General features: G+C 72.4%; 20 protein-coding genes and 2 tRNA genes. 5 read left to right on the top strand and 17 right to left on the bottom strand.

Features of this window, described 5'->3' with window-relative positions:
- Window positions 1-7: 7 nt before the first annotated feature.
- The gene (locus tag ACIF6F_RS25355; RefSeq protein ID WP_399950727.1) at window positions 8-364 is read right to left on the bottom strand and encodes a DUF4233 domain-containing protein; all 357 of its coding nucleotides are present in this window, start codon (window positions 362-364) and stop codon (window positions 8-10) included.
- Window positions 365-372: 8 nt separating this feature from the next.
- Window positions 373-1,845, bottom strand: a complete 1,473-nt coding sequence (locus tag ACIF6F_RS25350) for a bifunctional folylpolyglutamate synthase/dihydrofolate synthase (protein WP_399950813.1) — start codon at window positions 1,843-1,845, stop codon at window positions 373-375.
- A 162-nt stretch (window positions 1,846-2,007) separates the two neighbouring features.
- Here ACIF6F_RS25350 and ACIF6F_RS25345 point away from each other — a divergent pair, with 162 nt between their 5' ends.
- On the top strand, window positions 2,008-3,063 hold the full coding sequence (locus tag ACIF6F_RS25345) for a rod shape-determining protein (protein ID WP_399950724.1): 1,056 nt from the start codon (window positions 2,008-2,010) through the stop codon (window positions 3,061-3,063).
- Window positions 3,064-3,192: 129 nt separating this feature from the next.
- On the opposite strand, the gene ACIF6F_RS25340 is transcribed toward ACIF6F_RS25345, so the two are convergent.
- Window positions 3,193-4,344 carry a sensor histidine kinase gene (locus ACIF6F_RS25340; protein WP_399950721.1) on the bottom strand — a complete coding sequence of 384 codons (1,152 nt, stop codon included), beginning with the start codon at window positions 4,342-4,344 and terminating at the stop codon, window positions 3,193-3,195.
- A gap of 423 nt (window positions 4,345-4,767) precedes the next feature.
- Here ACIF6F_RS25340 and ACIF6F_RS25335 point away from each other — a divergent pair, with 423 nt between their 5' ends.
- Complete coding sequence (locus ACIF6F_RS25335; protein ID WP_399950718.1) at window positions 4,768-7,365, top strand: YfhO family protein; 2,598 nt, start codon at window positions 4,768-4,770, stop codon at window positions 7,363-7,365.
- A 90-nt stretch (window positions 7,366-7,455) separates the two neighbouring features.
- On the opposite strand, the gene ACIF6F_RS25330 is transcribed toward ACIF6F_RS25335, so the two are convergent.
- Window positions 7,456-10,077 carry a valine--tRNA ligase gene (locus tag ACIF6F_RS25330; RefSeq protein ID WP_399950715.1) on the bottom strand — a complete coding sequence of 874 codons (2,622 nt, stop codon included), beginning with the start codon at window positions 10,075-10,077 and terminating at the stop codon, window positions 7,456-7,458.
- A gap of 278 nt (window positions 10,078-10,355) precedes the next feature.
- On the opposite strand from ACIF6F_RS25330, the gene ACIF6F_RS25325 reads away from it, so the two are divergent.
- Complete coding sequence (locus tag ACIF6F_RS25325) at window positions 10,356-11,315, top strand: hypothetical protein (protein ID WP_399950712.1); 960 nt, start codon at window positions 10,356-10,358, stop codon at window positions 11,313-11,315.
- A 70-nt stretch (window positions 11,316-11,385) separates the two neighbouring features.
- Here the strand turns inward: ACIF6F_RS25325 and clpX are convergent, their stop codons facing one another.
- From clpX to ACIF6F_RS25300, 5 genes are all read right to left on the bottom strand, one after another.
- Window positions 11,386-12,672, bottom strand: a complete 1,287-nt coding sequence (gene clpX / locus ACIF6F_RS25320; RefSeq protein ID WP_007264060.1) for an ATP-dependent Clp protease ATP-binding subunit ClpX — start codon at window positions 12,670-12,672, stop codon at window positions 11,386-11,388.
- 153 nt (window positions 12,673-12,825) lie between these two features.
- On the bottom strand, window positions 12,826-13,494 hold the full coding sequence (locus ACIF6F_RS25315; protein WP_399950707.1) for an ATP-dependent Clp protease proteolytic subunit: 669 nt from the start codon (window positions 13,492-13,494) through the stop codon (window positions 12,826-12,828).
- A gap of 47 nt (window positions 13,495-13,541) precedes the next feature.
- Window positions 13,542-14,159, bottom strand: coding sequence for an ATP-dependent Clp protease proteolytic subunit (locus ACIF6F_RS25310; RefSeq protein WP_399950704.1), 618 nt, complete (start codon window positions 14,157-14,159; stop codon window positions 13,542-13,544).
- Window positions 14,160-14,454: 295 nt separating this feature from the next.
- Window positions 14,455-15,837 carry a trigger factor gene (gene tig, locus ACIF6F_RS25305; protein WP_399950701.1) on the bottom strand — a complete coding sequence of 461 codons (1,383 nt, stop codon included), beginning with the start codon at window positions 15,835-15,837 and terminating at the stop codon, window positions 14,455-14,457.
- Window positions 15,838-15,994: 157 nt separating this feature from the next.
- Window positions 15,995-16,071, bottom strand: a tRNA-Pro gene (locus ACIF6F_RS25300).
- 141 nt (window positions 16,072-16,212) lie between these two features.
- On the opposite strand from ACIF6F_RS25300, the gene ACIF6F_RS25295 reads away from it, so the two are divergent.
- Window positions 16,213-16,283: transfer RNA gene (locus ACIF6F_RS25295), tRNA-Gly, on the top strand.
- 102 nt (window positions 16,284-16,385) lie between these two features.
- Here the strand turns inward: ACIF6F_RS25295 and ACIF6F_RS25290 are convergent.
- The 8 genes from ACIF6F_RS25290 to ACIF6F_RS25255 form a co-directional block, all read right to left on the bottom strand.
- Window positions 16,386-16,580 carry a hypothetical protein gene (locus tag ACIF6F_RS25290; RefSeq protein ID WP_399950698.1) on the bottom strand — a complete coding sequence of 65 codons (195 nt, stop codon included), beginning with the start codon at window positions 16,578-16,580 and terminating at the stop codon, window positions 16,386-16,388.
- A gap of 155 nt (window positions 16,581-16,735) precedes the next feature.
- Entirely contained in the window at window positions 16,736-17,194 is a 459-nt protein-coding gene (locus tag ACIF6F_RS25285; RefSeq protein ID WP_399950695.1) for an HD domain-containing protein, read from the bottom strand.
- Window positions 17,195-17,216: 22 nt separating this feature from the next.
- Window positions 17,217-18,617 carry a pyridoxal phosphate-dependent decarboxylase family protein gene (locus ACIF6F_RS25280; RefSeq protein ID WP_399950691.1) on the bottom strand — a complete coding sequence of 467 codons (1,401 nt, stop codon included), beginning with the start codon at window positions 18,615-18,617 and terminating at the stop codon, window positions 17,217-17,219.
- Window positions 18,618-18,703: 86 nt separating this feature from the next.
- A complete protein-coding gene (locus ACIF6F_RS25275; RefSeq protein WP_399950688.1) occupies window positions 18,704-21,352 on the bottom strand; it encodes an FtsX-like permease family protein in 2,649 nt (882 codons plus the stop codon).
- Window positions 21,352-22,221, bottom strand: a complete 870-nt coding sequence (locus tag ACIF6F_RS25270; protein ID WP_399950685.1) for an ABC transporter ATP-binding protein — start codon at window positions 22,219-22,221, stop codon at window positions 21,352-21,354. Before ACIF6F_RS25270 ends, ACIF6F_RS25275 begins: the two co-directional genes overlap by 1 nt.
- Window positions 22,222-22,334: 113 nt before the next feature.
- A complete protein-coding gene (locus ACIF6F_RS25265; protein WP_399950682.1) occupies window positions 22,335-23,477 on the bottom strand; it encodes a PP2C family protein-serine/threonine phosphatase in 1,143 nt (380 codons plus the stop codon).
- Window positions 23,478-23,557: 80 nt separating this feature from the next.
- On the bottom strand, window positions 23,558-24,367 hold the full coding sequence (locus ACIF6F_RS25260) for an Fpg/Nei family DNA glycosylase (protein ID WP_399950679.1): 810 nt from the start codon (window positions 24,365-24,367) through the stop codon (window positions 23,558-23,560).
- Between the two features lie 144 nt (window positions 24,368-24,511).
- Window positions 24,512-25,000, bottom strand: a complete 489-nt coding sequence (locus ACIF6F_RS25255) for a ribose-5-phosphate isomerase (RefSeq protein WP_399950676.1) — start codon at window positions 24,998-25,000, stop codon at window positions 24,512-24,514.
- Window positions 25,001-25,230: 230 nt separating this feature from the next.
- Between ACIF6F_RS25255 and ACIF6F_RS25250 the strand changes: the two genes are divergently transcribed.
- Window positions 25,231-26,664, top strand: coding sequence for an amino acid permease (locus ACIF6F_RS25250; RefSeq protein WP_399950673.1), 1,434 nt, complete (start codon window positions 25,231-25,233; stop codon window positions 26,662-26,664).
- Window positions 26,665-26,764 lie beyond the last annotated feature (100 nt).

The raw sequence follows: 26,764 nt of genomic DNA, 5'->3' as shown, positions 1-26,764 counted from the left end.
GCCGCCGTCACGCAGCGTCAGCGGCCTCGGCGGCCGCTGCCTGCGCCGCCCAGCGGGCCTTCGCTTCGTCGATCTTGCGGCCGTAGTGGACGGAGCACCACCACAGGCCGGCGAAAACGGCGCCCAGGAAGAACATGGTGGGCACGACGAAGCCGCTGGCGATCAGGCCGGCCTGGAGGGCCCAGCCGATCTGGACCGCGCCGGGGCGGGACAGCATCCCGCACAGCAGCACGGTCAGCAGCATGCCGATCCCGCACACCGTCCACACGGTGGCGGCGGACAGGTCGCCCTTCATGGCGACCAGTCCGGCGAAGCCGATCACGAAGAACTCGCCGATCAGCGTGGAGGCGCACAGCGTCCGCATGTCTTCCCTCAGTCCCTCTTCAGCAGCAGCCGGGCCTCGCCGACCGTGAACACCGAGCCGGTCACCAGGACGCCGGCCCCTCCGTACTCCGCCTCTTCCTCGGCCAGCGTGATCGCGGCCTCGATGGCGTCGTCCAGGCGCGGCTCGACCTGCACCCGGTCGGCGCCGAAGACCTCGACCGCCATGGCGGCCAGCTCGTCCGCACCGATCGCGCGGTGGGTGGAGTTCTGGGTCACCACGACCTCGGCGAAGATCGGCTCGAAGGCCTCCAGCACGCCGCGGATGTCCTTGCCGTCGCTCGCGGCGACCACACCGACGAGCCGGCTGAAGCCGAAGGACTCGGTGACCGCCTCGGCCGTCACCTGGGCGCCGGCCGGGTTGTGAGCGGCGTCGAGCACGACGGTGGGGCTGCGCCGGACCACCTCCATCCGGCCGGGCGAGGTCACCGAGGCGAAGGCGCGGCGGACCGTGTCGATGTCCAGCGGGCGGGCGTGCTCGGCGCCGATGCCGAAGAAGGCCTCGACGGCGGACAGGGCGACCGCGGCGTTGGCGGCCATGTGGGCGCCGTACAGGGGGAGGAAGACCTCCTCGTACTCGCCGCCGAGTCCGCGCAGCGTGAGGAGCTGGCCGCCGACGGCCACCTCGCGGGAGACCACGCCGAACTCCATGCCCTCGCGCGCCACCGTCGCGTCGACCTCCACGGCCCGCTTGAGCAGGGCCTGGGCCGCGTCAACCGGCTGCTGGGCCAGGATCACGGTGGCGTCCTGCTTGATGATGCCGCCCTTCTCCTGGGCGATCTCACCGGTGGTGCCGCCGAGGCGGTCGGTGTGGTCGAGGCTGATCGGGGTGATCACGGCGACCGACCCGTCGATGACGTTGGTGGCGTCCCAGGTGCCGCCCATGCCGACCTCGACCACGGCCACGTCGACCGGGGCGTCGGCGAAGGCCGCGTACGCCATGCCGGTCATGACCTCGAAGAAGGACAGGCGGTAGTCCTCGCGGTCGTCGACCAGCTCGATGTACGGCTTCAGGTCGCGGTACGTCTCGACGAAGCGCTCGGCGTCGATCGGGGCGCCGTCCAGGCTGATCCGCTCGGTGATCATCTGCACGTGGGGGCTGGTGTACCGGCCGGTGCGCAGGTCGAACGCGGCGAGCAGGGCCTCGATCATGCGGGCCGTGCTGGTCTTGCCGTTGGTGCCGGTGACGTGGATGGACGGGTAGGCGCGCTGGGGCTCGCCCAGGACGTCCATCAGGGCCGCGATGCGCGTGACCGAGGGCTCCAGCTTCGTCTCGCCCCAGCGCGAGGCGAGCTCCTGCTCGACCTCGCGCAGCGCCTTGTCGACCTCGGGGTCCTGGGGGCGGGTCGGTACGGGGTCGCCCTGCGGCGATCCGGCCTGGGTCCGCAGGGTGCGGCTGCCGGCCTCGATCACCGCCAGGTCGGGGTCGCGGTCTGTCTCCGCGTCGACGATCTCGTCGAACATGCCGGAATCGTCAAAACGGTCGTTGGCCTCGGGCTGCTCACTCACGGGGTCCAGTCTACGGACGGGGACCGACGGGACTTCGGGCCCGGCCGTTTCGGGACCTTCGGCCGGAAGAGAGGCCGGATCGTTATGCAAGCCTTGCGGCAACGGATTGGGGAACAAATGCCGCAGGCCAGCATCAACAAGACGGCTTCCAGCCGCGACATCGGCATCGACCTGGGGACCGCGAACACCCTCGTCTACGCCAGGGGGCACGGGATCGTGCTGAATGAGCCGTCCGTGGTCGCCGTCAAGGCGGGCACGACCGCCGCGCTGGCCGTGGGGACCGAGGCCAAGGAGACGATCGGCCGCACCCCCGGTTCCATCACCGCGATCCGTCCCCTGAAGGACGGGGTGATCTGCGACTACGAGGCGGCCGAGGAGATGATCCGGCACTTCGTGCGCAAGGCCGTGCCGGGGCGCCGGCCGCGCACCCGGATGGTGGTGTGCGTGCCGAGCGGGGTGACGCCGGTGGAGCGGCGGGCCATCGTGCACGCCTCCACGCGGGCGGGCGCGCGGACCGTGCACCTGATAGAGGAGCCGATGGCGGCGGCGATCGGAGCGGGGCTGCCGGTGTCGGAGCCGCGCGGGTCGATGGTGGTGGACATCGGCGGGGGCACGACGGAGGTCGCGGTGATCTCGCTGGGCGGGATCGTCACGTCCCGGTCGCTGCGGGTCGGGGGCGACCGGATGGACGCCGCGATCATGGACTTCGTCCGCAGGGAGCACGGGCTGCTGGTCGGCGAGCGCACCGCGGAGGACGTGAAGGTGGCCGTCGGCTCGGCCTGGCCGGTGCCGGACCGGCCGGAACTGGAGACGCTGACGTTCACCGTGCGGGGGCGGGAGAAGGTCGGCGGGATGCCGCAGACGCTCTCGCTGACGGCGCCGGACGTGCGGGCCGCGCTGGACGAGCCGGTGGAGGCGATCGTCGAGGCGGTCCGGGCGACGCTGGAGGACTGCCCGCCGGAGCTGTCCGGCGACGTGATGGAGCACGGCATCGTGCTGACCGGCGGGGGCGCCCTGCTGCCGGGCCTGGACCTGCGGCTGGCCTCGGCGACCGGCATCCCGGTCTTCGTGGCGGACGACCCGCTGGACTGCGTGGCGCTGGGCTCGGGGAAGTGCGTGGAGGACCTGGACGCGCTCGCCCTCATGGGGCTCGGTTCGCCTCCGGGGCGCTGAAGGCCTGCGTCGACGGTCGACCGTGCTCAACCCGCTCGTTCCTCGCGGGCTTCCGCGCGCTCCTTCTCCCGACGCAGGCGCGCCCCTTCGGCTCGCTCGCCGGCCTGCTCCGGCGAGGGGCGGCCGGGCTCAGCCCCGGGGCAGTGTCGCGACGACCACGTACGCGTCCTCCGTGCGCGTGGCCGTCAGGGTGCCGCCGAGGCTGCTGACCCGCTCCGACATGCCGGCCGTGCCCGAGCCGGACGAGACGGGGGCGCGGCCGGTCCGGTCGCGGGGCGGCAGCGGGTTGCTGACGGCGATCCGCAGCTGCGGGCCGTCGGCCGCGATCGAGACGTCGACGGCCTGGCCCCGGGCGTGCTTGGCGGCGTTGGTCAGGCACTCCTGGACCACGCGGTAGACCGCCGCCTGCCGCAGGGGCGAGAGGGCGCGGCCGGCCTCGTCGACGCGCAGGCGTACGGGCGATCCGGCGCGGCCGCTCTCCTCCGCCAGCGCCGCCAGCCCGTCCACGCCCGGGGTGGAAACCCGCTCGCCGCGCAGCACGATGATGTCGTTCAGGACCAGGTGGGCGCGGCGGGCGGTCTCGGCGAGCTCGTCGAAGTCCTTCTCGTACGACTGGCCGCGCGCCCGCAGGGCGAGGACCTCGGAGCGCACGGTGAGCAGGGTCAGCTCGCGGCCGACGAAGTCGTGGACGTCGCGGGCGACGGAGGTGCGCTCGTGGTGGACGGCCTGGAGTACGGCGGTCTCGGCGCGCCGCGCGTCGAGTTCGCGCACCAGGTCCTGGCGGTACGCGGCGATGCCGACGGCCGCGGCGAGCACGCCGATCGGCACGACCAGTCCGAGGAAGGCGCTGAGGGTGGCGGCCCGGTCTGCGGGCCAGCCGGGGAGGTTGAAGAGGAGGTAGGCGTAGCCGACGTAGACGGCCGTGCCCACGACCGCGGCCCGGCGCCCCCGGTAGCGGCCCAGGGAGTAGAGGGCGAACTGGACGAGGGTCAGCTCGTGCAGCCAGCCGATGAAGAGGAGCGCCGTCAGGTACGCGAGCCAGGGCGCCCGGCGGCGCACCAGCAGCGTGGCCGCGCCGGCCGCGAGCACGAGGGCGGCCGTGGGTCCGTTGAGGGAGTTGTCGGCGGCCGCCAGGCCCGGCAGGTCGAGGCCCATCAGGGCGAAGCAGCTGAGCGCGGTGAGCGCGTCGAGGGCCCGCGGGGAGGCGCCCCAGCGGTCGGTGAGACGGCGTACGGCAGCCGGGATCCGTTGGATGGCCGAACCGCCGCGCTTGCCGAACATGCCCTCCATCATGGCAAGGCCCGGCTCGCCGACAGGCCCGGTGAATGCGACAAATGACGTGAGATAGGGCACTTCGTCCCGGCACTTCGTCCCGCACGTCGCCGCCGGACTCCGGGACCTTGGGCCCGCCGGTCACGGCCCTTCCGCTCTGCCGCGGGCGCCGCGGCCCGCCTAGCGTGGTGCATGGCGGTCTGGGCGGTGATGATTCCGACGTTCTGGTACGTCACGCGGCATGTGGCGGGGCCGGGTTCGCCGCTCCGGACCGTGCCGCACTGGCTGCCGCCGCTGACCGCCCACGCGGTGTTCGGGGCCCTCGTACTCCTGGCTTCGGCGCCCGACTGTTCCAGACCTTTCCCTAAGATATGACTTTGGATTCGGCCGGGGGATGGCCGGACACTCGATCCGTACGGGGAACCCACCGCCATGACGACTCCCACAGCCGCCACCCCGGCGCGCCTTGCGCCGGAGGGTCCCGGCCGGCCCGCCTCGGGCACCCGGTTCACCGACCGGCTGCGCGGCAGCGGCACCGCCGCCGCCCTCGCATCGGCGGTGCTGTCCATGGCGGCGTACTGCATCGGCATGGCCGCCCACGGCACCTACCCCTTCGGGCAGGGCTCGCGGGCGATGAACGACCTGCGCAACCAGTACGTGCCCTTCCACGCCCACCTCTGGGACCTCCAGCACGGCACCGCCCAGGGCGACCTCTTCTTCAACTGGCAGAGCGGCTACGGCAACGGCTTCCTCGGCGAGTTCTTCACCTACCTCGCCAACCCCTTCTCCCTGCTGACCGGCCTCTTCCCGCGCGAGTACGCCGACCTCCCCGTCTTCCTCGTCACCCTCCTCAGCACCGGCCTCGCCGCGGCCGTCATGACGGTCTTCCTCGGCCGCCTGCGCCCCGGCTCCCCCTGGCTGCGCGCCCTCCTCGGCACCGGCTACGCCGTCTGCGGCTGGACCCTCATCGAGGGCGGCATCGTCCCCATGTGGATGTGGGGCCTGGTCGCGTTCCCGCTGCTCTGCATCGCCGCCGACTTCTGCCTCACCGAGCGCCGCTGGGTCCTCGGCACCCTCTTCTTCGCCCTGTGCTGGTACGCCAACTTCTACAGCGCGGCCATGGCCACCATCGGCGCCGTCCTGGTCCTCCTCCTGCGGCTGGCGGTCACCGACGCCGACTGGCGCACCCGAGGCCGCGTCATGTGGCGGGCGAGCACCATGGCCGTCGCCGGCCTGCTGCTGGCCGCACCCGCCGTCCTGGTGTCCGGCCTGGCCAGCGCCCAGGCGCAGCCCTCCGACAGCTACGTCGTCAGCGTCGCCACCGAGCCGCTGACCTTCCTCGGCCTGCTGCTGCCGGGCACCGTGCCCGAACCCGCCGCGCCCAACGTGTTCGCCGGCGTGCTCGTGCTGCTGCTCGTCCTGGCCCTGCCCTTCCAGTCCCGGGTCCGCGTCCGCGAGCGCGCGGCCTGGCCGGCCCTGATCGTGCTGACCGCGCTGTCCTTCGTGTGGACGCCCACCGCCAAGATCTGGCAGGGCTTCACCCTCCCCCACGGCTCGCCCTTCCGCGAGAGCTTCGTCCTCAGCGGGCTCCTGGTGATGGCCGCCTGGATCTGCCTCGCCCACATGCCCCGCCGCCGCGCCCTGCTGGGCGGGGCCGTCCTGCTCGGCGGCGTGCTGCTGCTGACCCGCGGCACCCAGCCCGTCAACACGTACGCGGTCCGGGGCACCCTCGTCGGCGGCGCCGTCGTCACCGCGCTGCTCCTGCTGTACGCGGGCGGCCTGCGGCGCTGGGCCCGCACCCTCGTGGTCGGCGCCCTGGCCCTGAGCACCCTCGCCCTCACCTCGTACGCCGTGTACGGCACCCACGTGGAGTTCGACCCCGCGCGCCGCGGCTACACCGAGGCCTCCACCCTGAACCGGCTGGCCCACGACACCCGCGAGGCCGCAGCCGCCCACCAGGACTGGCCCCGCTCCCGCACCGGCATCACCCCCGGCATCTTCGTCACCAACAACGACCCGATGCTGCTCGGCATCCAGGCGGGCGGCTACTACAGCAGCTACGTCACCAAGGAGGCCGCGACCGGCCTGCGCGACCTGGGCATCGGCTACGCCATGGGCGGCCGCAACCTGCGCACCGCCGGCGACCCCTTCCTACACGCGCTGTTCGGCACCGGCACCCTGCTGGAGAAAGCCCCGGACGGCCGCGGCGTCACCGCCCGCGACGTCCCCGCTCTGCCGCTGTTCAGCCTGCGCTCCCCCGGCACCGACCAGGCGTACGGCGCCCCGGCCGGCTCCGTCTGGGCGCACCGGCAGGCCGCGCTCGGCGCGAAGGTCTACACCGTCCCGGCCCTGAAGTACGAGAAGGGCCCGGTCGGCGGCCACGTCCCCGCGGGCCGGCAGCTCGGGCAGCCCGCCAAGGGCGAGGCCTGGAGCACCTTCTCCGCCCAGTGCACCCCCGGCGACCAGGCCTTCCTGTACGCCCCCGGGTTCTACGGCCAGTCCGTGGGCGACGGCGGCGAGGTCCAGAACAACACGGCGCACCCGCCGGTCGTCCTCAACCCCGTCAAGCCGCTGGGCACCGTCCCCGCCGACGGAACGTTCCGCTTCGCCCTCGGCGCGACCAGGCCCGGCCAGGTGCTGCCCGACGACGCCGTCGGCTGCCTGAACCCCAAGGCCTTCAACACCGCCGTCCAGGCCGTGCGCTCCGCCTCGCCCACGCCCGACCGGGTCGACGTCGGCGGCCACTCCATCGAGGCCCGGCTGCCCGAGGGCGCCACCGGCACCGCCGTCGTCGCCACCCCGGCGATCCAGGGCTGGACCTGCTCGGTGAACGGCGGCGCCGCCCGCACCCCGGTCTCCTACCAGGGCCTGCTCGGCGTGCCGCTGGGCGCCGGCGCCGACCGCGTCTCCTGCTCGTACACCCCGCCGGGCCTGAAGCCGGGCCTCGCGGCCACCGGCCTGGGCGCCCTGGCGGTGGCGGGCGTACTGGCCCGGCCGCTGTGGCGTCGGCGCCGGCGCCGGGACGCGTAGTCCGGAGCCCTCCGCGAAAGGGGAAGGCCCCCACCCGAGCTGCCGGGTGGGGGCCTTCCCCTTCTTCGTGCTTCTTCGTGCGTACCGGCCCTACGCGGCCGGCAGCGCCGCCAGCTGCGCCTGGATCCGGGCGATGTCCGCCTCGGCCTTGGCCAGTCGGCCCTTGATCTTGTCCACGACGTTGTCGGGGGCCTTGGCCAGGAACGCCTCGTTCCCCAGCTTGGCCTCCGCCTGCGCCTTCTCCTTCTCGGCCGCGGCGAGGTCCTTGGCCAGACGCTTGCGCTCGGCCGCGACGTCGATCGTGCCGGACAGGTCGAGGGCGACCGTGGCACCGGCGACCGGCAGGGTGGCGGTGGCGCTGAAGCCCTCGCCCTCCGGCTGGAGGCGCAGCAGCTGACGGATCGCACCCTCGTGCTCGGCCAGCGGGGTGCCCGCGAGGTCGAGGCGGGCCGGAACCTTCTGGCCCGGCTGCAGGCCCTGGTCGGCGCGGAAGCGGCGGACCTCGGTGACGACCTGCTGGAGGTTCTCGATCTCGGCCTCGGCGGCCTCGTCGCGGAAGCCGCTGTCGGTGGGCCACTCGGCGATCACGATGGACTCGCGGCCCGTGAGGGTGGTCCACAGCGTCTCGGTGACGAACGGGACGACCGGGTGCAGCAGGCGCAGCATGACGTCCAGGACCTCGCCGAGGACCCGGCCGGAGACCTTGGCCTGCTCGCCGCCCGCGAAGAACGTGGTCTTCGACAGCTCGACGTACCAGTCGAAGACCTCGTCCCACGCGAAGTGGTACAGCGCGTCGCTGAGCTTCGCGAACTGGTAGTCCTCGTAGTACGCGTCGACCTGCGCGACGGTCTTGTTGAGGCGGGACAGGATCCAGCGGTCCGTCGCGGACTGCTGCTCGACCGGGGGCAGCTCGCCCTCGATCGTCGCGCCGTTCATCAGCGCGAAGCGGGTGGCGTTCCAGATCTTGTTGGCGAAGTTCCGGGAGGCCTTGACCCAGTCCTCGCCGATCGGGACGTCGACGCCCGGGTTGGCGCCGTTGGCCAGGGTGAAGCGGACGGCGTCGGAGCCGTACTCGTTCATCCAGTCCAGCGGGTTGACCGCGTTGCCGAAGGACTTCGACATCTTCTTGCCGAACTGGTCGCGGACCATGCCGTGCAGGGCGATGGTGTGGAACGGCGGGGTGCCGTCCATCGCGTACAGGCCGAACATCATCATCCGGGCGACCCAGAAGAAGAGGATGTCGTAGCCGGTGACCAGGACGGAGTTCGGGTAGAACTTCGCCAGGCTCGGGGTCTGCTCCGGCCAGCCGAGCGTGGAGAACGGCCACAGGCCGGACGAGAACCAGGTGTCGAGGACGTCGGTGTCCTGACGCCAGCCCTCGCCCGTCGGCGGCTGCTCGTCCGGTCCGACGCAGACGACCTCGCCGTTCGGGCCGTACCAGACCGGGATGCGGTGGCCCCACCACAGCTGGCGCGAGATGCACCAGTCGTGGAGGTTGTCGACCCAGTCGAAGTACCGCTTCTCCATCTCCTGCGGGTGGATCTTGACCTTGCCGTCGCGGACCGCGTCACCGGCGGCCTTCGCGAGCGGACCGACCTTGACCCACCACTGCATCGACAGGCGCGGCTCGATGGTGGTCTTGCAGCGCGAACAGTGGCCGACGGAGTGGACGTACGGGCGCTTCTCGGCGACGATCCGGCCCTCGGCGCGCAGCGCGGCGACGATGGCGGAACGGGCCTCCAGGCGGTCCAGGCCCTGGAAGGGGCCGTGGGCCGTGATGACCGCGCGCTCGTCCATGACGGCGAGGCTCGGCAGGTCGTGGCGCTGGCCGATCTCGAAGTCGTTGGGGTCGTGCGCCGGGGTGACCTTGACGGCACCGGTGCCGAACTCGGGGTCGACGTGCTCGTCGGCGACGACCGGGATGCGACGGCCGGTCAGGGGCAGCTCGATCTCGGTGCCGACGAGGTGCTTGTAGCGCTCGTCCTCCGGGTGGACGGCGACGGCGGTGTCGCCGAGCATCGTCTCGGCGCGGGTCGTCGCGACGACGATGGACGCGTCGCCCTCGCCGTACCGGATGGAGACGAGCTCGCCGTCGTCGTCCTGGTACTCGACCTCGATGTCCGAGATCGCCGTGAGGCAGCGCGGGCACCAGTTGATGATGCGCTCGGCGCGGTAGATCAGCTCGTCGTCGTAGAGCTTCTTGAAGATGGTCTGGACGGCCTGGGACAGGCCCTCGTCCATGGTGAAGCGCTCGCGGGACCAGTCGACGCCGTCGCCGAGGCGGCGCATCTGGCCCGAGATCTGGCCGCCGGACTCGGCCTTCCACTGCCAGACGCGCTCGACGAACGCCTCACGGCCCAGGTCGTGGCGGGACTTGCCCTCCTTGGCGAGCTCGCGCTCGACGACGTTCTGGGTCGCGATGCCGGCGTGGTCCATGCCGGGCTGCCACAGCGTCTCGTAGCCCTGCATGCGCTTGCGGCGCGTGAGGGCGTCGATGAGCGTGTGCTCGAAGGCGTGCCCGAGGTGCAGGCTGCCGGTGACGTTCGGCGGCGGGATGACGATGGTGTAGGCGGGCTTGTCGCTGTTCTCGTCGGCCTCGAAGTAACCGCGCTCTACCCAGCGCTCGTAGAGCTTCCCCTCTACCTCGGCCGGCGCGTACTGGGTCGGCAGTTCGGAGTTGGGGCTGCTGGGTGTCTGCGTGTTCTCGGTCACGGACACAGTTTAGAGGCGGGCTCGCCCCCGAATCGAATCGATACCGGCGCCCGCGCAGGGGCCCGCCCGGCGGTGGCAGTTGGGCCGCGAAGCCGCGATCGCGCCGGATACGCCCGGAAGATCCGGGAACGGCACCGGATGCGCGTATCGCACCCCGCACGTGCGGTAACGGTCTCGTACTGATCACCGAATCCCCGGGGCCCCGGCGCCGTCGCGGCGCGGGGCTTCCGCCAGGATGTGAGCAGTAGATAAAGGAATCCTGGAGGGGAACGCAGGACATGAGCTACAACCAGCCGGGCCCGTACGGCGGACCGGGTCCCCAGCAGCCGGGGCCGTACGGCGGCCAGCCGAACCCGTACGGGCAGCAGCCGCCGGCCCCGCAGCCGGGATACGGCTACCCGCAGCAGCCCGGCCAGCCCGCGCCCGGGTACGGCTACCCGCAGCAGGCCCCCCAGGGCGTCCCGCCGCAGCAGGGCTACGCGTACCCGCCGCAGCAGCAGTTCCCGGGCCAGCCGCAGCCGCCGTACGGCATGCAGCCCCCGGCCCCGCCGAAGAAGGGCAAGGGCGGCGCGGTCCTGGCGGTCGTGGTGGTCCTGGCCGTCGTGGCCGGCGGCGCGTGGTGGTTCCTGAAGGGCAGCGGCGCGTCGATCTCGGACGACACCAAGGGCTACAAGCTGGCGTTCCCGGCGTCGGTGGACGCGTACAAGCGCCCGGTGGGCGCGGCAGACCCCGCGGACCAGGAGATGAAGCCGGAAGGCAAGGCCAAGGCCGAGGCTCTGGGCGTGAAGGACCCGCACAGCGCGGGCGCGAATTACTCGAACGGCACCAGCGCCAAGGCCAAGCAGCTTGCCGCCAACGGCCTTTGGGGCCAGATCGCCGACCCCGAGAAGGCCGTCGACAACTACTTCGACAACCTCGGCAAGGACCCGGAGGCCAACAAGGCGGCCTACCGGTACGAAGTGGTGGGCAGCCCGCGCGACTTCCACCCGGCCGGCTTCGAGGGCGCCGTGATGAAGTGCGCCAACCTCAAGGCCACCAAGGTCAAGGACATCCCCGGCATGGAGAAGGCCCCCAAGGAGATCCAGGCTCCGGCCTGCGTCTGGGGCGACTACTCCACCCTGGTGGCGGTCAACGTCGTCGACCCGACGGTCGCCCTCCTCGGCGGCGCCAGCGCCTCCCTGGAGGACGTCTCCGCCCTGGCGGCGAAGCTCTACAGCACGTCCCGCACCAAGGTCTGACCGGCAGATCGAGAAGGGGCGCCCCTCCCGGGTGGGAGGGGCGCCCCTTCTGCTTCGGGTGCCGGTGCCGTTAGGCCGACTTCTCGTGCGGGCCCTGGTCCTTGGGGACGATGCGGGGGACGAGGGTCGGGTTCACGTTGGAGCGGACCACGTCGGCGGTGATCACCACGCGGGCCACGTCCTTGCGGGACGGGACCTCGTACATCACCGACATCAGGACCTCTTCCATGATGGCGCGCAGGCCGCGCGCGCCGGTCTGGCGGAGGATGGCCTGGTCGGCGATGGCCTCCAGCGCCTCGCGCTCGAAGTCCAGCTCCACGCCGTCGAGTTCGAAGAGCCGCTGGTACTGCTTCACCAGCGCGTTGCGCGGCTCGACGAGGATCTGGAGGAGGGCTTCCCGGTCCAGGTTGTGGACGCTCGTGATGACCGGGAGGCGGCCGATGAACTCGGGGATCATCCCGAACTTCACCAGGTCCTCCGGCATGACCTCCTGGAACTGGTCGCTCGCCTCGATCTCCCGCTTGGAGCGGATCGTCGCGCCGAAGCCGATGCCCTTGGCACCCGCCCGGGACTCGATGATCTTCTCCAGGCCGGCGAAGGCGCCGCCCACGATGAACAGCACGTTCGTCGTGTCGATCTGGATGAACTCCTGGTGCGGGTGCTTGCGGCCGCCCTGCGGCGGGACCGACGCGGTGGTCCCCTCCAGGATCTTGAGCAGGGCCTGCTGCACGCCCTCGCCCGAGACGTCACGCGTGATCGACGGGTTCTCGCTCTTGCGGGCGACCTTGTCGATCTCGTCGATGTAGATGATCCCGGTCTCGGCCTTCTTGACGTCGTAGTCGGCCGCCTGGATCAGCTTGAGCAGGATGTTCTCGACGTCCTCGCCGACGTACCCCGCCTCCGTCAGCGCCGTGGCGTCGGCGATGGCGAACGGGACGTTCAGCATCCGGGCGAGCGTCTGCGCGAGCAGCGTCTTGCCGGAGCCGGTCGGGCCGAGGAGCAGGATGTTGGACTTCGCGAGCTCGATCGCGTCGTCCCTGCCCTGCGCGCCGCCGTTCTCGCCGGCCTGGACGCGCTTGTAGTGGTTGTACACCGCGACGGAGAGCGCCTTCTTCGCGGGCTCCTGCCCGACGACGTAGCTCTCCAGGAACTCGTAGATCTCGCGCGGCTTGGGGAGTTCCTCCCACCTGACCTCGGAGGTCTCCGCGAGTTCCTCTTCGATGATCTCGTTGCAGAGGTCGATGCACTCGTCGCAGATGTACACACCGGGGCCTGCGATGAGCTTCTTCACCTGCTTCTGGCTCTTTCCGCAGAACGAGCACTTGAGCAGGTCGCCGCCGTCACCGATGCGTGCCACGAGGTGCTTCCCCTTCGCCTGGGAGACGCTTGGTTCAGCGCTCCTGGTGCCTCATATCCGACGGTACCCTGCCGGGGCCCCGGTACGGGGCCCCCTTGACGTGGTTCACTTCGCCGGAGCGGCGAAGTGAACCACGCCAAGGGGCCGCGAGGATCAGATGTTGTTCATCTTCCGGGTGGAGATGATCTGGTCGATCAGGCCGTAGGCCAGCGCGTCCTCGGCGGTGAGGATCTTGTCGCGCTCGATGTCCTCGCGGATCTTCTCGATCGGCGTCGAGGAGTGCTTGGCCAGCATGGACTCCAGCTGGTCACGCATACGGAGGATCTCGTTGGCCGCGATCTCCAGGTCGGAGAGCTGCTCACGGCCGGTGCCGCCGGACGGCTGGTGGATCAGCACGCGGGCGTTCGGCAGGGCCATGCGCTTGCCGGGGGTGCCGGCGGCGAGCAGGACGGCGGCGGCGGAGGCGGCCTGGCCCATGCAGACCGTCTGGATGTCCGGCTTCACGAACTGCATCGTGTCGTAGATGGCGGTCAGCGCGGTGAACGAGCCGCCCGGGCTGTTGATGTAGATCGAGATGTCGCGGTCCGGGTCCATCGACTCCAGGCACAGCAGCTGCGCCATGACGTCGTTGGCGGAGGCGTCGTCGATCTGCACGCCGAGGAAGATCACGCGCTCCTCGAAGAGCTTCGCGTACGGGTCGTACTCGCGGATGCCCTGCGAGGTGCGCTCGACGAAGCGCGGGACGACGTAGCGGTTGTCCACGGGGGCGCCGGTGTAGAGGCCGCTCGCGGAGAAGTTGTTCTGCATGTGGGTGTTCACCATCCTGTGGCGTTCTGCGGGGGCTGTCGGCTGGGGGCGCGGGGCCGGGATCAGGCTCCGGTGCCGCCGCCGCCCGGCGCGCTGGACGCGGCAGAGATGATCTCGTCGATGAGGCCGTACTCCTTGGCCTCCTCCGCGGTGAACCAGCGGTCGCGGTCGCCGTCGCGGATGATCGCCTCGACGGTCTGGCCGGAGTGGAGCGCGGTGATCTCGGCCATCCGCTGCTTGGTGCGCAGCAGGTACTGGGCCTGGATCTTGATGTCCGAGGCGGTGCCGCCGATGCCCGCCGAGCCCTGGTGCATCAGGATGTCGGTGTTCGGCAGGGCGAAGCGCTTGCCCGCGGTGCCGCCGGTCAGCAGGAACTGGCCCATGGAGGCGGCCATGCCCATGCCGATGGTGACCACGTCGTTCGGGATGAACTGCATGGTGTCGTAGATCGCCATGCCCGCGGTGACGGAGCCGCCGGGGCTGTTGATGTACAGGTAGATGTCCTTCTCGGGGTCGGCCGCGAGGAGGAGCAGCTGCGCCGTGATCTTGTTGGCGATCTCGTCGTCGACCTGCTGGCCGAGGAAGATGATGCGCTCGCCGAGCAGCCGGTTGTAGACATGGTCGCCGAGGCCACCACCGATGGACGGCTCACCCGCGGCGTAAGGCATCAGATTCGTCACGTATCCACCTGCTCGTCTCCGACGGCCGGTCGTCGGCCGTCTCAGCGTCTCGTTCAGAGGGCAGTGCCCTCGTATTCATGGACCCTAACGCGCAGGTCGGACAACGCCATCCCGCTTCCCGAACTGTTCGCTGGGAGCGCAAGGTGCGTACGGCCTCCGGCGGCTTCCGTTCCCGGCCCGCGGGCGCCCTCGGGCGCCCGGCAGGGGGTACGCCGGAGGGCCCGGACGCTGCTGCGTCCGGGCCCTCCGTACGGGGCTCCGGCGGGCCGTGTGCGGCCCGTCGCGACCCGGGGCCTTACTTGGCCTCGTCCTCGTCGGAGGCACCCTCGGCGGCCTCGACGACGGCCTCGGCGATCTCTTCCTCGTCCTCGTCGGACAGGTCGACCTCGTTGCCGTTGGTGTCGGTGACCTTGGCGGCCTCGACGACGACCGCGAGGGCCTTGCCGCGGGCGACCTCGCCGACCAGCATCGGGACCTGGCCGCCCTCGACGACGGCCTGGGCGAACTGGTCGGGGGACATGCCGGAGGAGGCGGCGCGACGCATGAGGTGCTCGGTGAGCTCCTCCTGGTTCACGTTCAGCTTCTCCTTGTTGACGAGCTCGTCGAGGACGAACTGCGTCTTGATGCCCTTGACCGCGGCTTCCTTGGTCTCGGCGTCGAACTCCTCGACCGTCTTGCCCTGGAACTCGAGGTACTTCTCGAGGGTCAGGCCCATCTGGCCGAGCTGGTGGTGCTCCAGGTTGTGCTTGCGGGTGTTGATCTCGTCCTCGAGCAGCTTCTCGGGGATCGGCACCTCGACGAGCTCCAGCAGCTTCTCCAGGACGCGCTCCTGGGCCTGCGTGGCCTGGTCGTACTGCTTCATGTTCTCGAGGCGCTTGCGGCTGTCCGCCTTCAGGTCCTCAAGGGTGTCGAACTCGCTCGCCAGCTGGGCGAACTCGTCGTCGAGCTCCGGCACCTCACGGGCGGAGACCTGGGTGACCTTGACGGTGACCTCGGCGTCCTTGCCCTCGGCGGAGCCGCCCTTCAGCTGCGAGGTGAAGGTGGCCTCGCCGCCGGCCTCCAGGCCGGTCACGGCCTCGTCGATGCCGTCGAGCAGCTCGCCGGAACCGATGGTGTACGAGACGTCGGAGGCGACGCCGTCGGGCAGCACCTCGCCGTCGACCTTGGCCTCGAGGTCGATCGTGACGACGTCGCCCTCGGCGGCGGCGCGCTCGACCGGGTTGGTGGACGCGAAGCGGTTGCGCAGCTGCTCGACCGACTTCTCGACGTCCTCGTCGGTGACCTCGACCGCGTCGACCTCGACCTCGATGCCGGTGTAGTCCGGGATCTCGATGGCGGGGCGGACGTCGACCTCGGCGGTGAAGTTCAGCGTCTCGCCGTCCTTCAGCTCCGTGATGTCGACCTCGGGCTGGCCGAGGACGTTCAGCTCGGCCTCGTTGACCGCGGCGGTGTAGAACTTCGGGAGGGCGTCGTTGACGGCCTCCTCCAGGACGGCACCGCGGCCGAAGCGCTGGTCGATGACCCGGGCCGGGATCTTGCCCTTGCGGAAGCCCTTGACCGTGACCTGCTGGTTGATCTTCTTGTACGCCGCGTCGAGGCTGTCCTTGAGCTCCTCGAAGGGCACCTCGACAGTGAGCCGAACCCGGGTCGGGTTCAGGGTCTCCACGGCGCTCTTCACGGTTCGGTCTCCTTGTGGCTGACTTCTGGGGGTTCTGCCGATGCTGCGTATCAGCGGATCAGCGGATCGGGCCCGGCACATCAGACACACGGGCACGCAGCTTGCATAGTAACCGCAAGCACGAGTCGGCCCACAACGCGATCAAGGTGGTGCAAGGTGGTCGGGGTGGCCGGATTCGAACCGACGACCTTCCGCTCCCAAAGCGGACGCGCTACCAAGCTGCGCCACACCCCGTCGGTGCGACACGTAGGGTACATGCCCGCGGACGCTCCGACGCGCGTGTTCCGCCGCCTGGAATGGGGTGTGCGCCCGGCGCCCGGGACCCGCTAGGATGCAGTGCGTACCGCGGTCGCGTGACCTGCGGTGCTTCGCAGTGCGGGCGTAGCTCAATGGTAGAGCCCTAGTCTTCCAAACTAGCTACGCGGGTTCGATTCCCGTCGCCCGCTCCGATGACGAAGAGCCGGTCCCCCTCGGGGGCCGGCTCTTCGCGTTCCGGGCCGTGTCCTGCGGATCGCGCCGCGGGCCCGGCCCGATCCGCGGGACACGGCCTAGAGCTTGATGCCGGCGATGGTGTCCGCGAGGGAGGTCAGGAATCTGTTGACGTCCGGCGCGATGGAGCTGGACGCCAGGAAGAAGCCGAAGAGGACCGCGACGACGGCGGGGCCGGCCTTGAGGTGGTTGCCACGGATCAGCACCACCAGAATGATCGCCAACAGCACCACCACTGACAGCGAAATGGCCATTACTCATCACACCCTCGGTCGTCCCTGTCGGCCCGGGGCATACGACCGCGCACACCCCCATGCCCTCATCGTGCCACCAAGTGGCCGGTGCTATCCGCCCCGTGACGAATCGTGGACAGCAGAATCCGGCCAACTCGACCTGCTTCAGGCATATTTCACCCCTGCGGCCCGGCCGGCAGGCCCAGTAGCGCGCGCATCCCGGCGTACTTGGCGGTGAGCCGCTCCCGGGTCGCGGCGTCGAGCACCGCCTGCCGTGCGGGGTCCGCGTTGTGCGCGAGGTCCGCCTCCTTGACGAGGAGCGCGCCGGGGGTCGCGAGGATGCGCGCGGCGTACTCCTCGGCGGGCTCGCCGGGGCGCTTGGTCACGGCCAGGACCATGGCCTTGACCTCTGCCGGGAGAGGGGCGGAATCCAGCCACTCGACGGACAGCCGATCGTCCTCGACGGAGTCGTGCAGCCAGGCCGCGGCCCGCTGCGCCTCGCTGCCGCCGCGGGCGCGGACGCCCTCGGCGACGGCCGCGAGGTGCTCGGCGTAGGGCCGGCCGGCCTTGTCGGTCTGGCCCTCGTGGGCGGCACGGGCGATCTGCTCGACCTCGGCGAGGCTCAGGTACGTCATACGGGTCTCCCCCTCACGGGCGTCACGCCGGCCCGGCGAGCCCGGCGGCCGCCTCGCGCAGGGCGCGCGCCGCCCTCCGTACGTCGGCACCGGTGGTGCGCCAGTTGGAGAACGCGGCCCGCAGGGCGGTGGTGCCACCGTAGACCGTGGGGGTGACGAAGACGTCGGGGCCCGCGGCCTCGCGCAGGGCCGTGAGGCGTTCCGGGGTGGGCGCGTCGGCGAGGGTGAAGCAGACGACGTTCAGCCGTACGGGCGCCAGCAGGCGGAACTCGGGCGCGGCCGCCAGCTCCTCCCCCAGGGCCCGGGCCGCGGCCACGTCCCGCTCGACGACCTCCCGGTGGCCCGCGCGGCCGTAGGCGGCCAGGGTGAACCAGGCGGCGAGGGCGCGCAGCCGGTGGGAGTTCTCCGGGGTGAGGTGGACCAGGTCGGGGTGCTCGCCGAGCGGTCCGAGGTAGGCGGCGGCGTTCTGGAAGACCCGGGCCTGGAGGTCGGGGCGGCGGGTGAACTGGACGGCGCTGTCGTAGGGGACGTTGAGCCATTTGTGCAGGTCGACGCAGACGGAGTCGGCGAGGTCCAGGCCGTCGACGAGGTGGGCGTGTTCGGGTGAGAGGGCGGCGAAGGCGCCGAAGGCTGCGTCGACGTGCAGCCAGAAGGGGTGGCGCTCGCGGAGCGCGGCGACGGCCCGGAGGTCGTCGAAGTCGACGGTGTTGACGGTGCCGGCGTTGGCGACGACCACGCACGGCCGGCCGTCGCCCTCGGCCAGCAGCCGCTCCAGGGCGGCCGGGTCGACCGCCTCGCGGCCGGGCAGGGTGGGGACGGGGACGAGGGACCGGCGGCCGAGCCCGAGGACGGACAGGCCCTTGGCGACGGAGGAGTGCGGGGCGCCGGACAGGACGCGCACGGGGCCCAGCGCGGCGGCGCCGTCCTCGGCGGGCGAGACGCCGAGCCGCTCGCCCAGCCACTCGCGGGCGACGGCGAGGCCGGTGGTGTTGGACATGGTGGCGCCGCTGACGAAGGTGCCGTGGTGGGCTTCGGAGAGGCCGAACAGCTCGCGCAGCCAGCCCACGGTGGCGCGTTCCAGGTCCTGGCCGGCGCCGTCGAGGGCGGAGTTGGAGTTCTGGTCGTAGGCGGCGGTGAGCCAGTCGCCGGCCAGGGCGGCGGGGGTGGCGCCGCCGGTGACGAAGCCGAGGTAGCGGGGTCCGGCACTGGCGGAGAGCCGGGGCGCCCAGTCCTCGGCGAAGGCGTCGAGGGCGGCGGCGAGGCCGGCGCCGTGCTCGGGTAGGGGCCCGGTCTTCGGGGGTGCGGCCGCGGCCGGGACCACCGGCCGGGCGTCGAGGCCGGCCAGCATCTCCACGGCGTGGCGGCGGGTGGCCTCCAGCAGGTCGGGGAGCCGGTCGAGGTCGTGTGCGAGGTGCGCGTCCATGGCCGCACGGTAGGGGGCGCGCGGGCGGGGGTACCGGGCCAATCCGGTCCGGGTGGCCGGTGTGTGTCGGCCCGGTCCCCCGCGTCTCATGCCGCCGTGGCCGTGCCCGGGCGCAGGGCGCGTCTGGCCGGGAGGGCGGTGGCCGTCAGGGACAGGGCGAGGATGGCGCCGGCGAAGGACGCGTACACCGGCAGCGGGATGTACGGGGAGCCCCCGGTGACGCCGCCGACCAGCGGGACCAGGGTGGCCAGGGCGATGGCCGTGCCCAGGGTCAGGCCGACGGCGCCGACCAGCAGGGCCTCCCAGCGGATCATGCGGAGCACCTGGCGTCGGGTGGAGCCGACCAGGCGCAGGGTGCGCAGCTCGCGGCGCCGGTCGAGGACGGTCATGACCAGGGTGTTGGCGGCGGCGATCGCCGCGAAGCCGCCGAGCACGGCCGCCATGGTGGTGTTGGCCCAGGCGTTGAGGCGCCGGTCGAGGTTCTGGGCGGTGGTCCAGCCGTCCCGGTCGGTGACGGTGCCGCCGAGGACCGCGAGGCCGGGGGCGGAGCCGCGTACGAGGAGCTCGTGCGGGGCGGGGTCGGTGAGATGGCCGCGCAGGTCGGCCGCCGGGAGGGTGACCTCGCCGAAGCCGAGGCCGCGGGCGTAGGTGGCGACGACGGTGGGGCGGGCCCGGGTGCCGTCGGGCAGCCGGAGGTCGAGGCGGTCGCCGACGCGGACGCCGGCGGTGCCGGCGAGGGAGTCGTGGAGGGCGACCGTGCCGGGCCGGAGCGCGGCCAGGGAGCCCGTGCGGACGCCGAGGTCCTGGACTGCGGTGAGGTCCCCGGAGACCGCCTGGGCGGAGACGGTGCGGAGGTACCCCTCCACGCCGTCGACGGGGATGACGAGGGAGGTGCGGGTGACGGGCACGGCGGCGGTGACGCCGGGCAGCGCGGCGGCCCGGGCGGCCGCGTCGGTGGGGAGGGCGCCGGTGACGACGCGGTCGGCGACGACCCCGGCGGTCTGCTGCTCGCGGGTGGCCCGGTCCTCGCTGGTGTGCAGGAAGACCAGGACGGACGAGAAGGCCGTGGCCAGCACGATGGGGGTGATGGCGGAGGCCAGACGCCGGGCGTTGGTACGGGAGTTGGCGGCGGCCAGGGAGGCGGCGGGGCCGGCGGCGCGCAGCGGGAGCCCGAGGATGCCGGCGGCGGCGCGCGCGATCAGGGGGCCGAGCAGCGCGACGGCGAGCATGAACAGCATGACCACGCCGAGGGCGGCGTTGGCCGCGTCGTCGCCGCTGCCGGCGGCGGCCAGGCCGGCGCAGGCGATGCCGCCGGCGAGGGCCGCCAGGCCGAGGGGGGTGCGGACCCTGCCGGGGCGCAGGCGCTCCACCGCGGCCTCGGTGAGGGCCTGGCCGGGCTTGGTGCGGGAGGGCCGGCGGGCGGCGAGGTACCCGGCGGCGAGGGCGGTCAGCAGACCGGTGCCGGCGGCGATGGAGAGCGGCAGCCAGGAGACGGTGAGTTCCACGGCCTCGGGGATGGCGCCCTTCTCCTTCAGCTGCCCGAACCACCAGGTGGCGAGGGCGGTGCCGGGGACGCAGCCGAGGGCCCCCGCGACGGGTGCCACGAGCAGGGCCTCGGTGGCGATGGTGCGGCGGATCTGGCGGGGCGTGGCGCCGATGGCCCGGAGCAGGGCGTACTCGCGGGCGCGCTGGCCCACGGAGAGGGCGACGGTGCCGGCGGCGGTGAAGACGGCGACCATGGCGGCCACGCCGCCGAAGGAGCCGCCGAGGCCGGTGAGGACCTCACGGGCGCCGGCGAGCGCCGGGTCGGTGGCCCGGTCGTGGCCGGTGTGCACGAGCGCGGCCCCGCCGACGGCCTTGCCGGCCCGGTCGGCGAGCGCGCCGGTGCCGGTCCCGGGCGCGGGCAGCAGCGCGATGGCGTCGAAGCTCCCGGGGTGCCCGGAGAGTACGCGGGCCTGCGCGTCCCCGAACCAGACGGCTCCGCCGGCCGGTGCCGCGCCGGCCGCGGGCGTCGAGGCAAGGCCGGAGACCCGGTAGTGGCGGACGCCCACGGGAGTGTCGAGGCTGACGCGGTCGCCGACGCGGGCGGTACCGACGGGCAGGACGACCTGGCCCTCACCCGGCGCGGTGCCGGCGGTGAGGCGCTCACCGGTGAAGGCGGTCGATCCCCACCCGGAGGCGGTCAGGGTTGCCCCGGGGGCGGACCCGAGGGCGGCGGCCGGGCGGCCGGGGCCGGAGCGGGCACCTGCCTCCGTGCCGGTACCGGAACCCGTGCCGGTGGCCGGGGCCGCGCCGGTGGCCGGGCCCGGGGCCGCGCCCGCGCCCGTGCCCGGGGCGGGGGCGGCGGCCGGGGCGGGGACGGCGGCCGGGGCGGGGACGGTGCCCGGGGCGACGGTGCGTACCGGGAAGACCGTGTCCCCCACCGCACGGGCGCCGGTGGTCGCCAGTTCCGGGAGCAGGGCGGCGGGGACGCGGGCGCGGTCCGGGACGCGGACGGCCGCGTCGTACGTGCCCTCGCCCCGGCCGAAGCGCTGGTGCAGCTGCTGGTCGGCGGCGACGAGGACGGGGGCGCCGGCGTAGCGGGTGGGCGGGACGCTCGCCCGCAGGCCGGTTTCGAGCAGGATGCCGCAGGCGGAGACGATCGCGACCGCCGTCAGCAGGGCGAGGAAGGTGCCGGCGAAGGCCGCGGGCCGGAAGCGCAGGGCCGCGCGGGCCAGTCCGTTCGTACGCATCATCAGGCGGCCGCCACCGCGTGGGCCGGGGCCGTCAGGGAGGTCATCCGGGCCGCGATCCGCGGCGCGTCGGCCCTGGCCAGCCGGTCCACGATCAGCCCGTCGGCGAGGAACAGCACCTGGTCGGCGTGGGCGGCGGCCACCGGGTCGTGGGTGACCATGACGACGGTGGCGCCGAGGGAGTCCACGGCGTCCCGCAGCAGGCCGAGGACCTCGGCCGCGGTGGTGGTGTCGAGGGCGCCGGTCGGCTCGTCGGCGAAGACCACGTCCGGGCCGGTGACCAGCGCGCGGGCGATGGCCACGCGCTGCTGCTGGCCGCCGGACAGTTCGGCCGGGCGGCGGCCGCCCTTGCCGTCCAGTCCGACGCGGGCCAGCAGCTCGGCTGCGCGGCGCCGGTCGGGGCGGGTGCCCGCCAGCCGCATGGGCAGCAGGACGTTCTGCTCGACGGTGAGCGAGGGCAGCAGGTTGAAGGCCTGGAAGACGAAGCCGAGCCGGCTGCGGCGCAGCTCGGTGAGGCGGTTCTCGTTCATGCCGGTGATCTCGGTGCCGCCGAGGCGGACCGAGCCCTCGGTCGGGCGGTCGAGCCCGGCGGCGCACTGGAGCAAGGTGGACTTGCCGGAGCCGGAGGGCCCCATCACGGCGGTGAAGGTGCCGCGGGGCAGGCTGAGGTCGATGCCGCGCAGGGCGTGTACGGCGGTGTCGCCGCGCCCGTAGGCGCGCCGGACGCCGCGCAGCTCCACGGCGCCGGGCGCGGTGGCCGCGTACGCCGGCACGGCGACCGGCGGGTGCCCCGGCGCGTGTCCCGGTACCGGTCCCGGGGCGTGTGCCGCCTGCGCCTCGCCCTTGTTCCGCCGGTTCCTGCGCAGCCCCATGGCCGTCCCTTTCCGCTGTCCCTGGTGTCGTTCCCGACGCTACGGAGCGGGGCGGGGGCCGGACCATGACGGTCTCCGGCGGACCGGGGGTGGGGCTGTCCCCAGGGCGGTGGTCAGGCTGACCGGCGGATGAGCAGCAGGGCGCGGTCGTCGTTGACGTCCTTGGCGACCTTCTCGATGAGGTGCCAGGCGGCGCCCTCGAAGCCGGAGGCGACGTACCGGTCGGCCTCGCCGGTGAGCCGGTCGATGCCCTCGCTGATGTCGCGGTCGGCGGTCTCGACGAGCCCGTCGGTGAAGAGCATCAGGACGTCGCCGCGGCGCAGGTTGCCGGTGGCGGGCTCGAAGCCGGCGCCGTCGTAGACGCCGAGCAGGGGGCCCTCGCCGTTCTTCTCCTCCCAGCGGCCGGTCCCGGCGGAGAGCTGGAGCGCGGGCAGGTGTCCGGCGGAGAGGAGCTGGTAGTCGCCGGTCTCCAGGTCGAGGACGAGGTGGATGGAGGTGGCGAAGCCCTCGTCCCAGTCCTGGCGGAGCAGGTAGCCGTTGGCTGCGGGCAGGAAGTCCCGGGGTGGGAGGGAGCCGAGCAGGCCGCCGAAGGCGCCGGAGAGGAGCAGCGCGCGGGAGCCGGCGTCCATGCCCTTGCCGGAGACGTCGGTGAGGACGATCTCCAGGGTGCGGCCGCCGTTGGTGCGGGCGGCGACGACGAAGTCGCCGGAGAAGGACTGGCCGCCGGCGGGCCGCAGGGCCATCTCGCGGTGCCAGCCGCGCGGCAGCGCGGGCAGCTTGCTCTGGACCCGGATGCGTTCGCGCAGGTCGAAGAGCATGGTTCCGCCGCGCCGCCAGGGGACGCCGACGCGGCTGCGGAACTGGGCGATGACCAGCCCGAAGAAGCCGCAGGCGGCGACGACGAGGACGGTGCCGGGCGTGACCCGGCCGGGGCCCTGGGTGTACGGGCCGAGGACCACGGACTCGACGATGAGGGCGGTCGCGGCGGCGGCGTACAGGCCCAGCAGGGAGGCCGGCCGCAGGAGCAGGCCGCCGGCCACGATGGGCAGGACGAGGGCGGACGGCGCGAACCAGACCGGCATCATGAGCGTGCCGCACGCGATGGCCGGGACGGTCAGGAAGAGGCCGGTGAAGGCGAGCCAGTCGGAGGCGTCGCCGCGGAAGTAGTCGACCGCGGATCTGCGCAGGCCGGTCCGGGCCCGGTGCGCAGCCTTGCGCATCCGTGCCACGAGTGATTCCACGCGCGCTCCGGCCATTGCTTCGGGACCCTATCCATCCGGCCTGTGTCCGCGCAGGGGTACCCCCGCACATCCGTCGGTCAGCTCCGCCGGGGCGGTCAGCGCTGCTGGCAGGCGGGACACCAGAAGAGGTTGCGGGCGGCCAGACCGGCGGTGCGGATCTCGCCGCCGCAGAGGTGGCAGGGCAGGTCGGCCCGGCGGTAGACGTACACCTCGCCGCCGTGGTCGTCGACGCGCGGCGGTCTGCCCATGGCCTCGGGGGTGTGCTCGGGGCGGACGGTGTCGATGCGGTTGTTGCGGACGCCCTCGCGCATGAGGAGGACGAGGTCGGCCCAGATCGCGTCCCATTCGGCGCGGGTGACGTCCTTGCCCGCGCGGTACGGGTCGATGCCGTGCCGGAAGAGGACCTCTGCGCGGTATACGTTGCCGACGCCGGCCACGACCTTCTGGTCCATGAGGAGGGCGGCGACGGTGGTGCGGGAGCGGGAGATCCGGCGCCAGGCGCGCTCGGGGTCGTCGCCGTCCCGGAGGGGGTCGGGGCCGAGCCGGTCGTGTATCGCCTTCTTCTCGGCCTCGCCGATCAGGGCGCAGGTGGTGGGGCCGCGCAGGTCGGCGTAGTGGTCCTCGTTGAGGAGCCGCATGCGGACGGTGTCCGTGGCCGGCGGGGCGGGCGCCGGGCCGAAGCCGTACTTCCCGAAGAGGCCGAGGTGGATGTGGATCCAGTCGTCGCCGGGGAAGCCGAGGAAGAGGTGCTTGCCGTGGGCCTCCGCGCGCTCCAGTTCGCGGCCGTCGACGAGGGCCGCGCCGGCGGCGAAGCGGCCCTGGGGGCTGGTGACGCGTACCGGCCGGGCCTCGAAGCGCTCGGCGTGGTCCTGGGCGAGGCGGTGGATCGTATGCCCTTCGGGCACGGCTGTTCTCCTCGGTCGGACGTGCCCCGGCCGACGGGGCGGGCGCGGCGTGCCGGCTCGCGGCGGGCGCGGCGGGGTGCCGGGCGGCGGCCGCCGGCGGGACATGGCGGTGCCGCCGGACGCGGGTCCGGCGGCACGCGGGTGCTACTGGTCCTGCGGGTGGTGGGCCGGGATGGGCGGGAGCTCGCCGGTCACCTCGTAGCGGGAGAGCATGTCGATGCGGCGCGTGTGGCGCTCCTCGTTGGAGTACGGGGTCGCCAGGAAGGCCTCGATGAAGCTGGTGGCCTCTTCCTCGGTGTGCATGCGGCCGCCGACGGAGATCACGTTGGCGTTGTTGTGCTCGCGGCCGAGCTTGGCGGTCTCGACGCTCCAGGCCAGCACGGCACGGACGCCCTTGACCTTGTTGGCGGCGATCTGCTCGCCGTTGCCGGAGCCGCCGATCACGATGCCGAGGCTGTCGGGGTCCGCGGCGGTCTTCTCCGCGGCGCGCAGGCAGAACGGGGGGTAGTCGTCGACGGCGTCGTAGATGTGGGGCCCGCAGTCGACGGGCTCGTGGCCGTTGTTCTTGAGCCAGTCCACGAGGTGGTTCTTGAGCTCAAAGCCGGCATGGTCGGATCCGAGGTACACGCGCATGACTCCGAGTGTGGCACGTGGGTCTCGCCGGACCGTGACGGGGTGTCGCGTAAGTCACGTCGAAAGCTCAAGTAATCCCTAAGACCCCAGTTGAGGGGGGTCGGGACTTTGGTCCCGACGCGCCCGGGTCGATTGTCATGTGACAACGATCCGGATTGGGGTCTTCCGTCCCGGGACCCGTCCGGGTTTGAATGCCCGGGCTCGAAACCCGAGAACCTAAGGATTCGTCCATGAGCTCCACGACGACCCTTCAGAAGGCAGGCGGACCCGCTGGTGACCCCGGCGCCCCCCAGTCTTCCGACGGTCTGAAGGCCGGTCTCAAGAACCGCCACCTGTCCATGATCGCCATCGGCGGCGTCATCGGGGCGGGCCTGTTCGTCGGCTCGTCCGGCGGCATCGCCAAGGCCGGTCCGGCCATCCTCATCTCCTACGCGCTGGTCGGCGCCATGGTCGTCTTCGTGATGCGGATGCTGGGCGAGATGGCCGCGGCCAGCCCGAACTCCGGCTCCTTCTCCGCGTACGCCGACCGCGCGCTCGGCCGCTGGGCCGGGTTCTCCATCGGCTGGCTGTACTGGTTCTTCTGGGTCGTCGTGCTCGCCGTGGAGGCCACGGCGGGTGCGGTGATCCTGGAGGGCTGGATCCCGGCCGTCCCGCAGTGGGCCTGGGCGCTCATCGTGATGGTGGTCCTGACGGCCACCAACCTCGCCTCGGTCTCGTCGTACGGCGAGTTCGAGTTCTGGTTCGCGGGCATCAAGGTCGTCGCCATCGGCGGCTTCGTGGTCGTCGGCCTGCTCGCCGTCTTCGGTGTGCTGCCGGGCTCGGACAACCCGGGTGCCGGTTTCGCACACCTGACGGACGCCGGCGGCTTCCTGCCGAACGGCGCGGGCGCCATCCTCACCGGCGTGCTGATGGTCGTCTTCTCCTTCATGGGCAGCGAGATCGTCACGCTGGCCGCCGGCGAGTCCGAGGACCCGCGCCGCGCGGTCACCAAGGCCACCAACTCGGTGATCTGGCGCATCGGCGTCTTCTACCTGGGCTCGATCTTCGTGGTCCTGACCCTGCTGCCGTGGAACGACAAGTCGATCGTCGAGAAGGGCTCGTACGTCGCCGCCCTGGACTCGATCGGCATCCCGCACGCCGGCACGATCATGGAGGTCATCGTCCTGACCGCCGTGCTGTCCTGCCTGAACTCCGGTCTGTACACCGCCTCCCGCATGGCCTTCTCGCTGGGTGAGCGCGGCGACGCGCCGAAGTCCTTCGCCAAGGTCAACGCCAAGGGCGTGCCGACCGCCGCGATCCTCGGCTCGGTGGTCTTCGGCTTCCTCGCCGTCTACTTCAACTACGCATTCAAGGACACGGTCTTCGACTTCCTCCTGAACGCCTCGGGCGCCATCGCCCTCTTCGTCTGGCTGGCGATCTGCTTCACCCAGCTGAAGATGCGCGGGATCCTGCTGCGCGAGGACCCGGAGAAGGTCACCGTCCGGATGTGGCTGTTCCCGTGGCTGACCTGGGCCACCGCCGCCATGATCATGTTCGTCATCGGCTACATGTTCTTCGACGACGGCAACCGCAAGGTCGTCATCCTCTCGACCGCCGTCGCCGCGGTCGTGGCGCTGGTCGGCGTGGTCCTGCAGAAGACCCGCAAGGCCTCGGTCGAGGCCTGACCCCGGCGGCCGCCGTCCCGGCCGTACGCAGGACGAAGCCACGCACGACGAAGCCCCGGTCCGCCGCTCGCGGACCGGGGCTTCGCGGTACGGGCGCACG

The sequence above is a fragment of the Streptomyces sp. NPDC086023 genome, assembly GCF_044540325.1.
Classification (GTDB): domain Bacteria; phylum Actinomycetota; class Actinomycetes; order Streptomycetales; family Streptomycetaceae; genus Streptomyces.
This window is presented reverse-complemented; position numbering and strand designations above follow the sequence as displayed.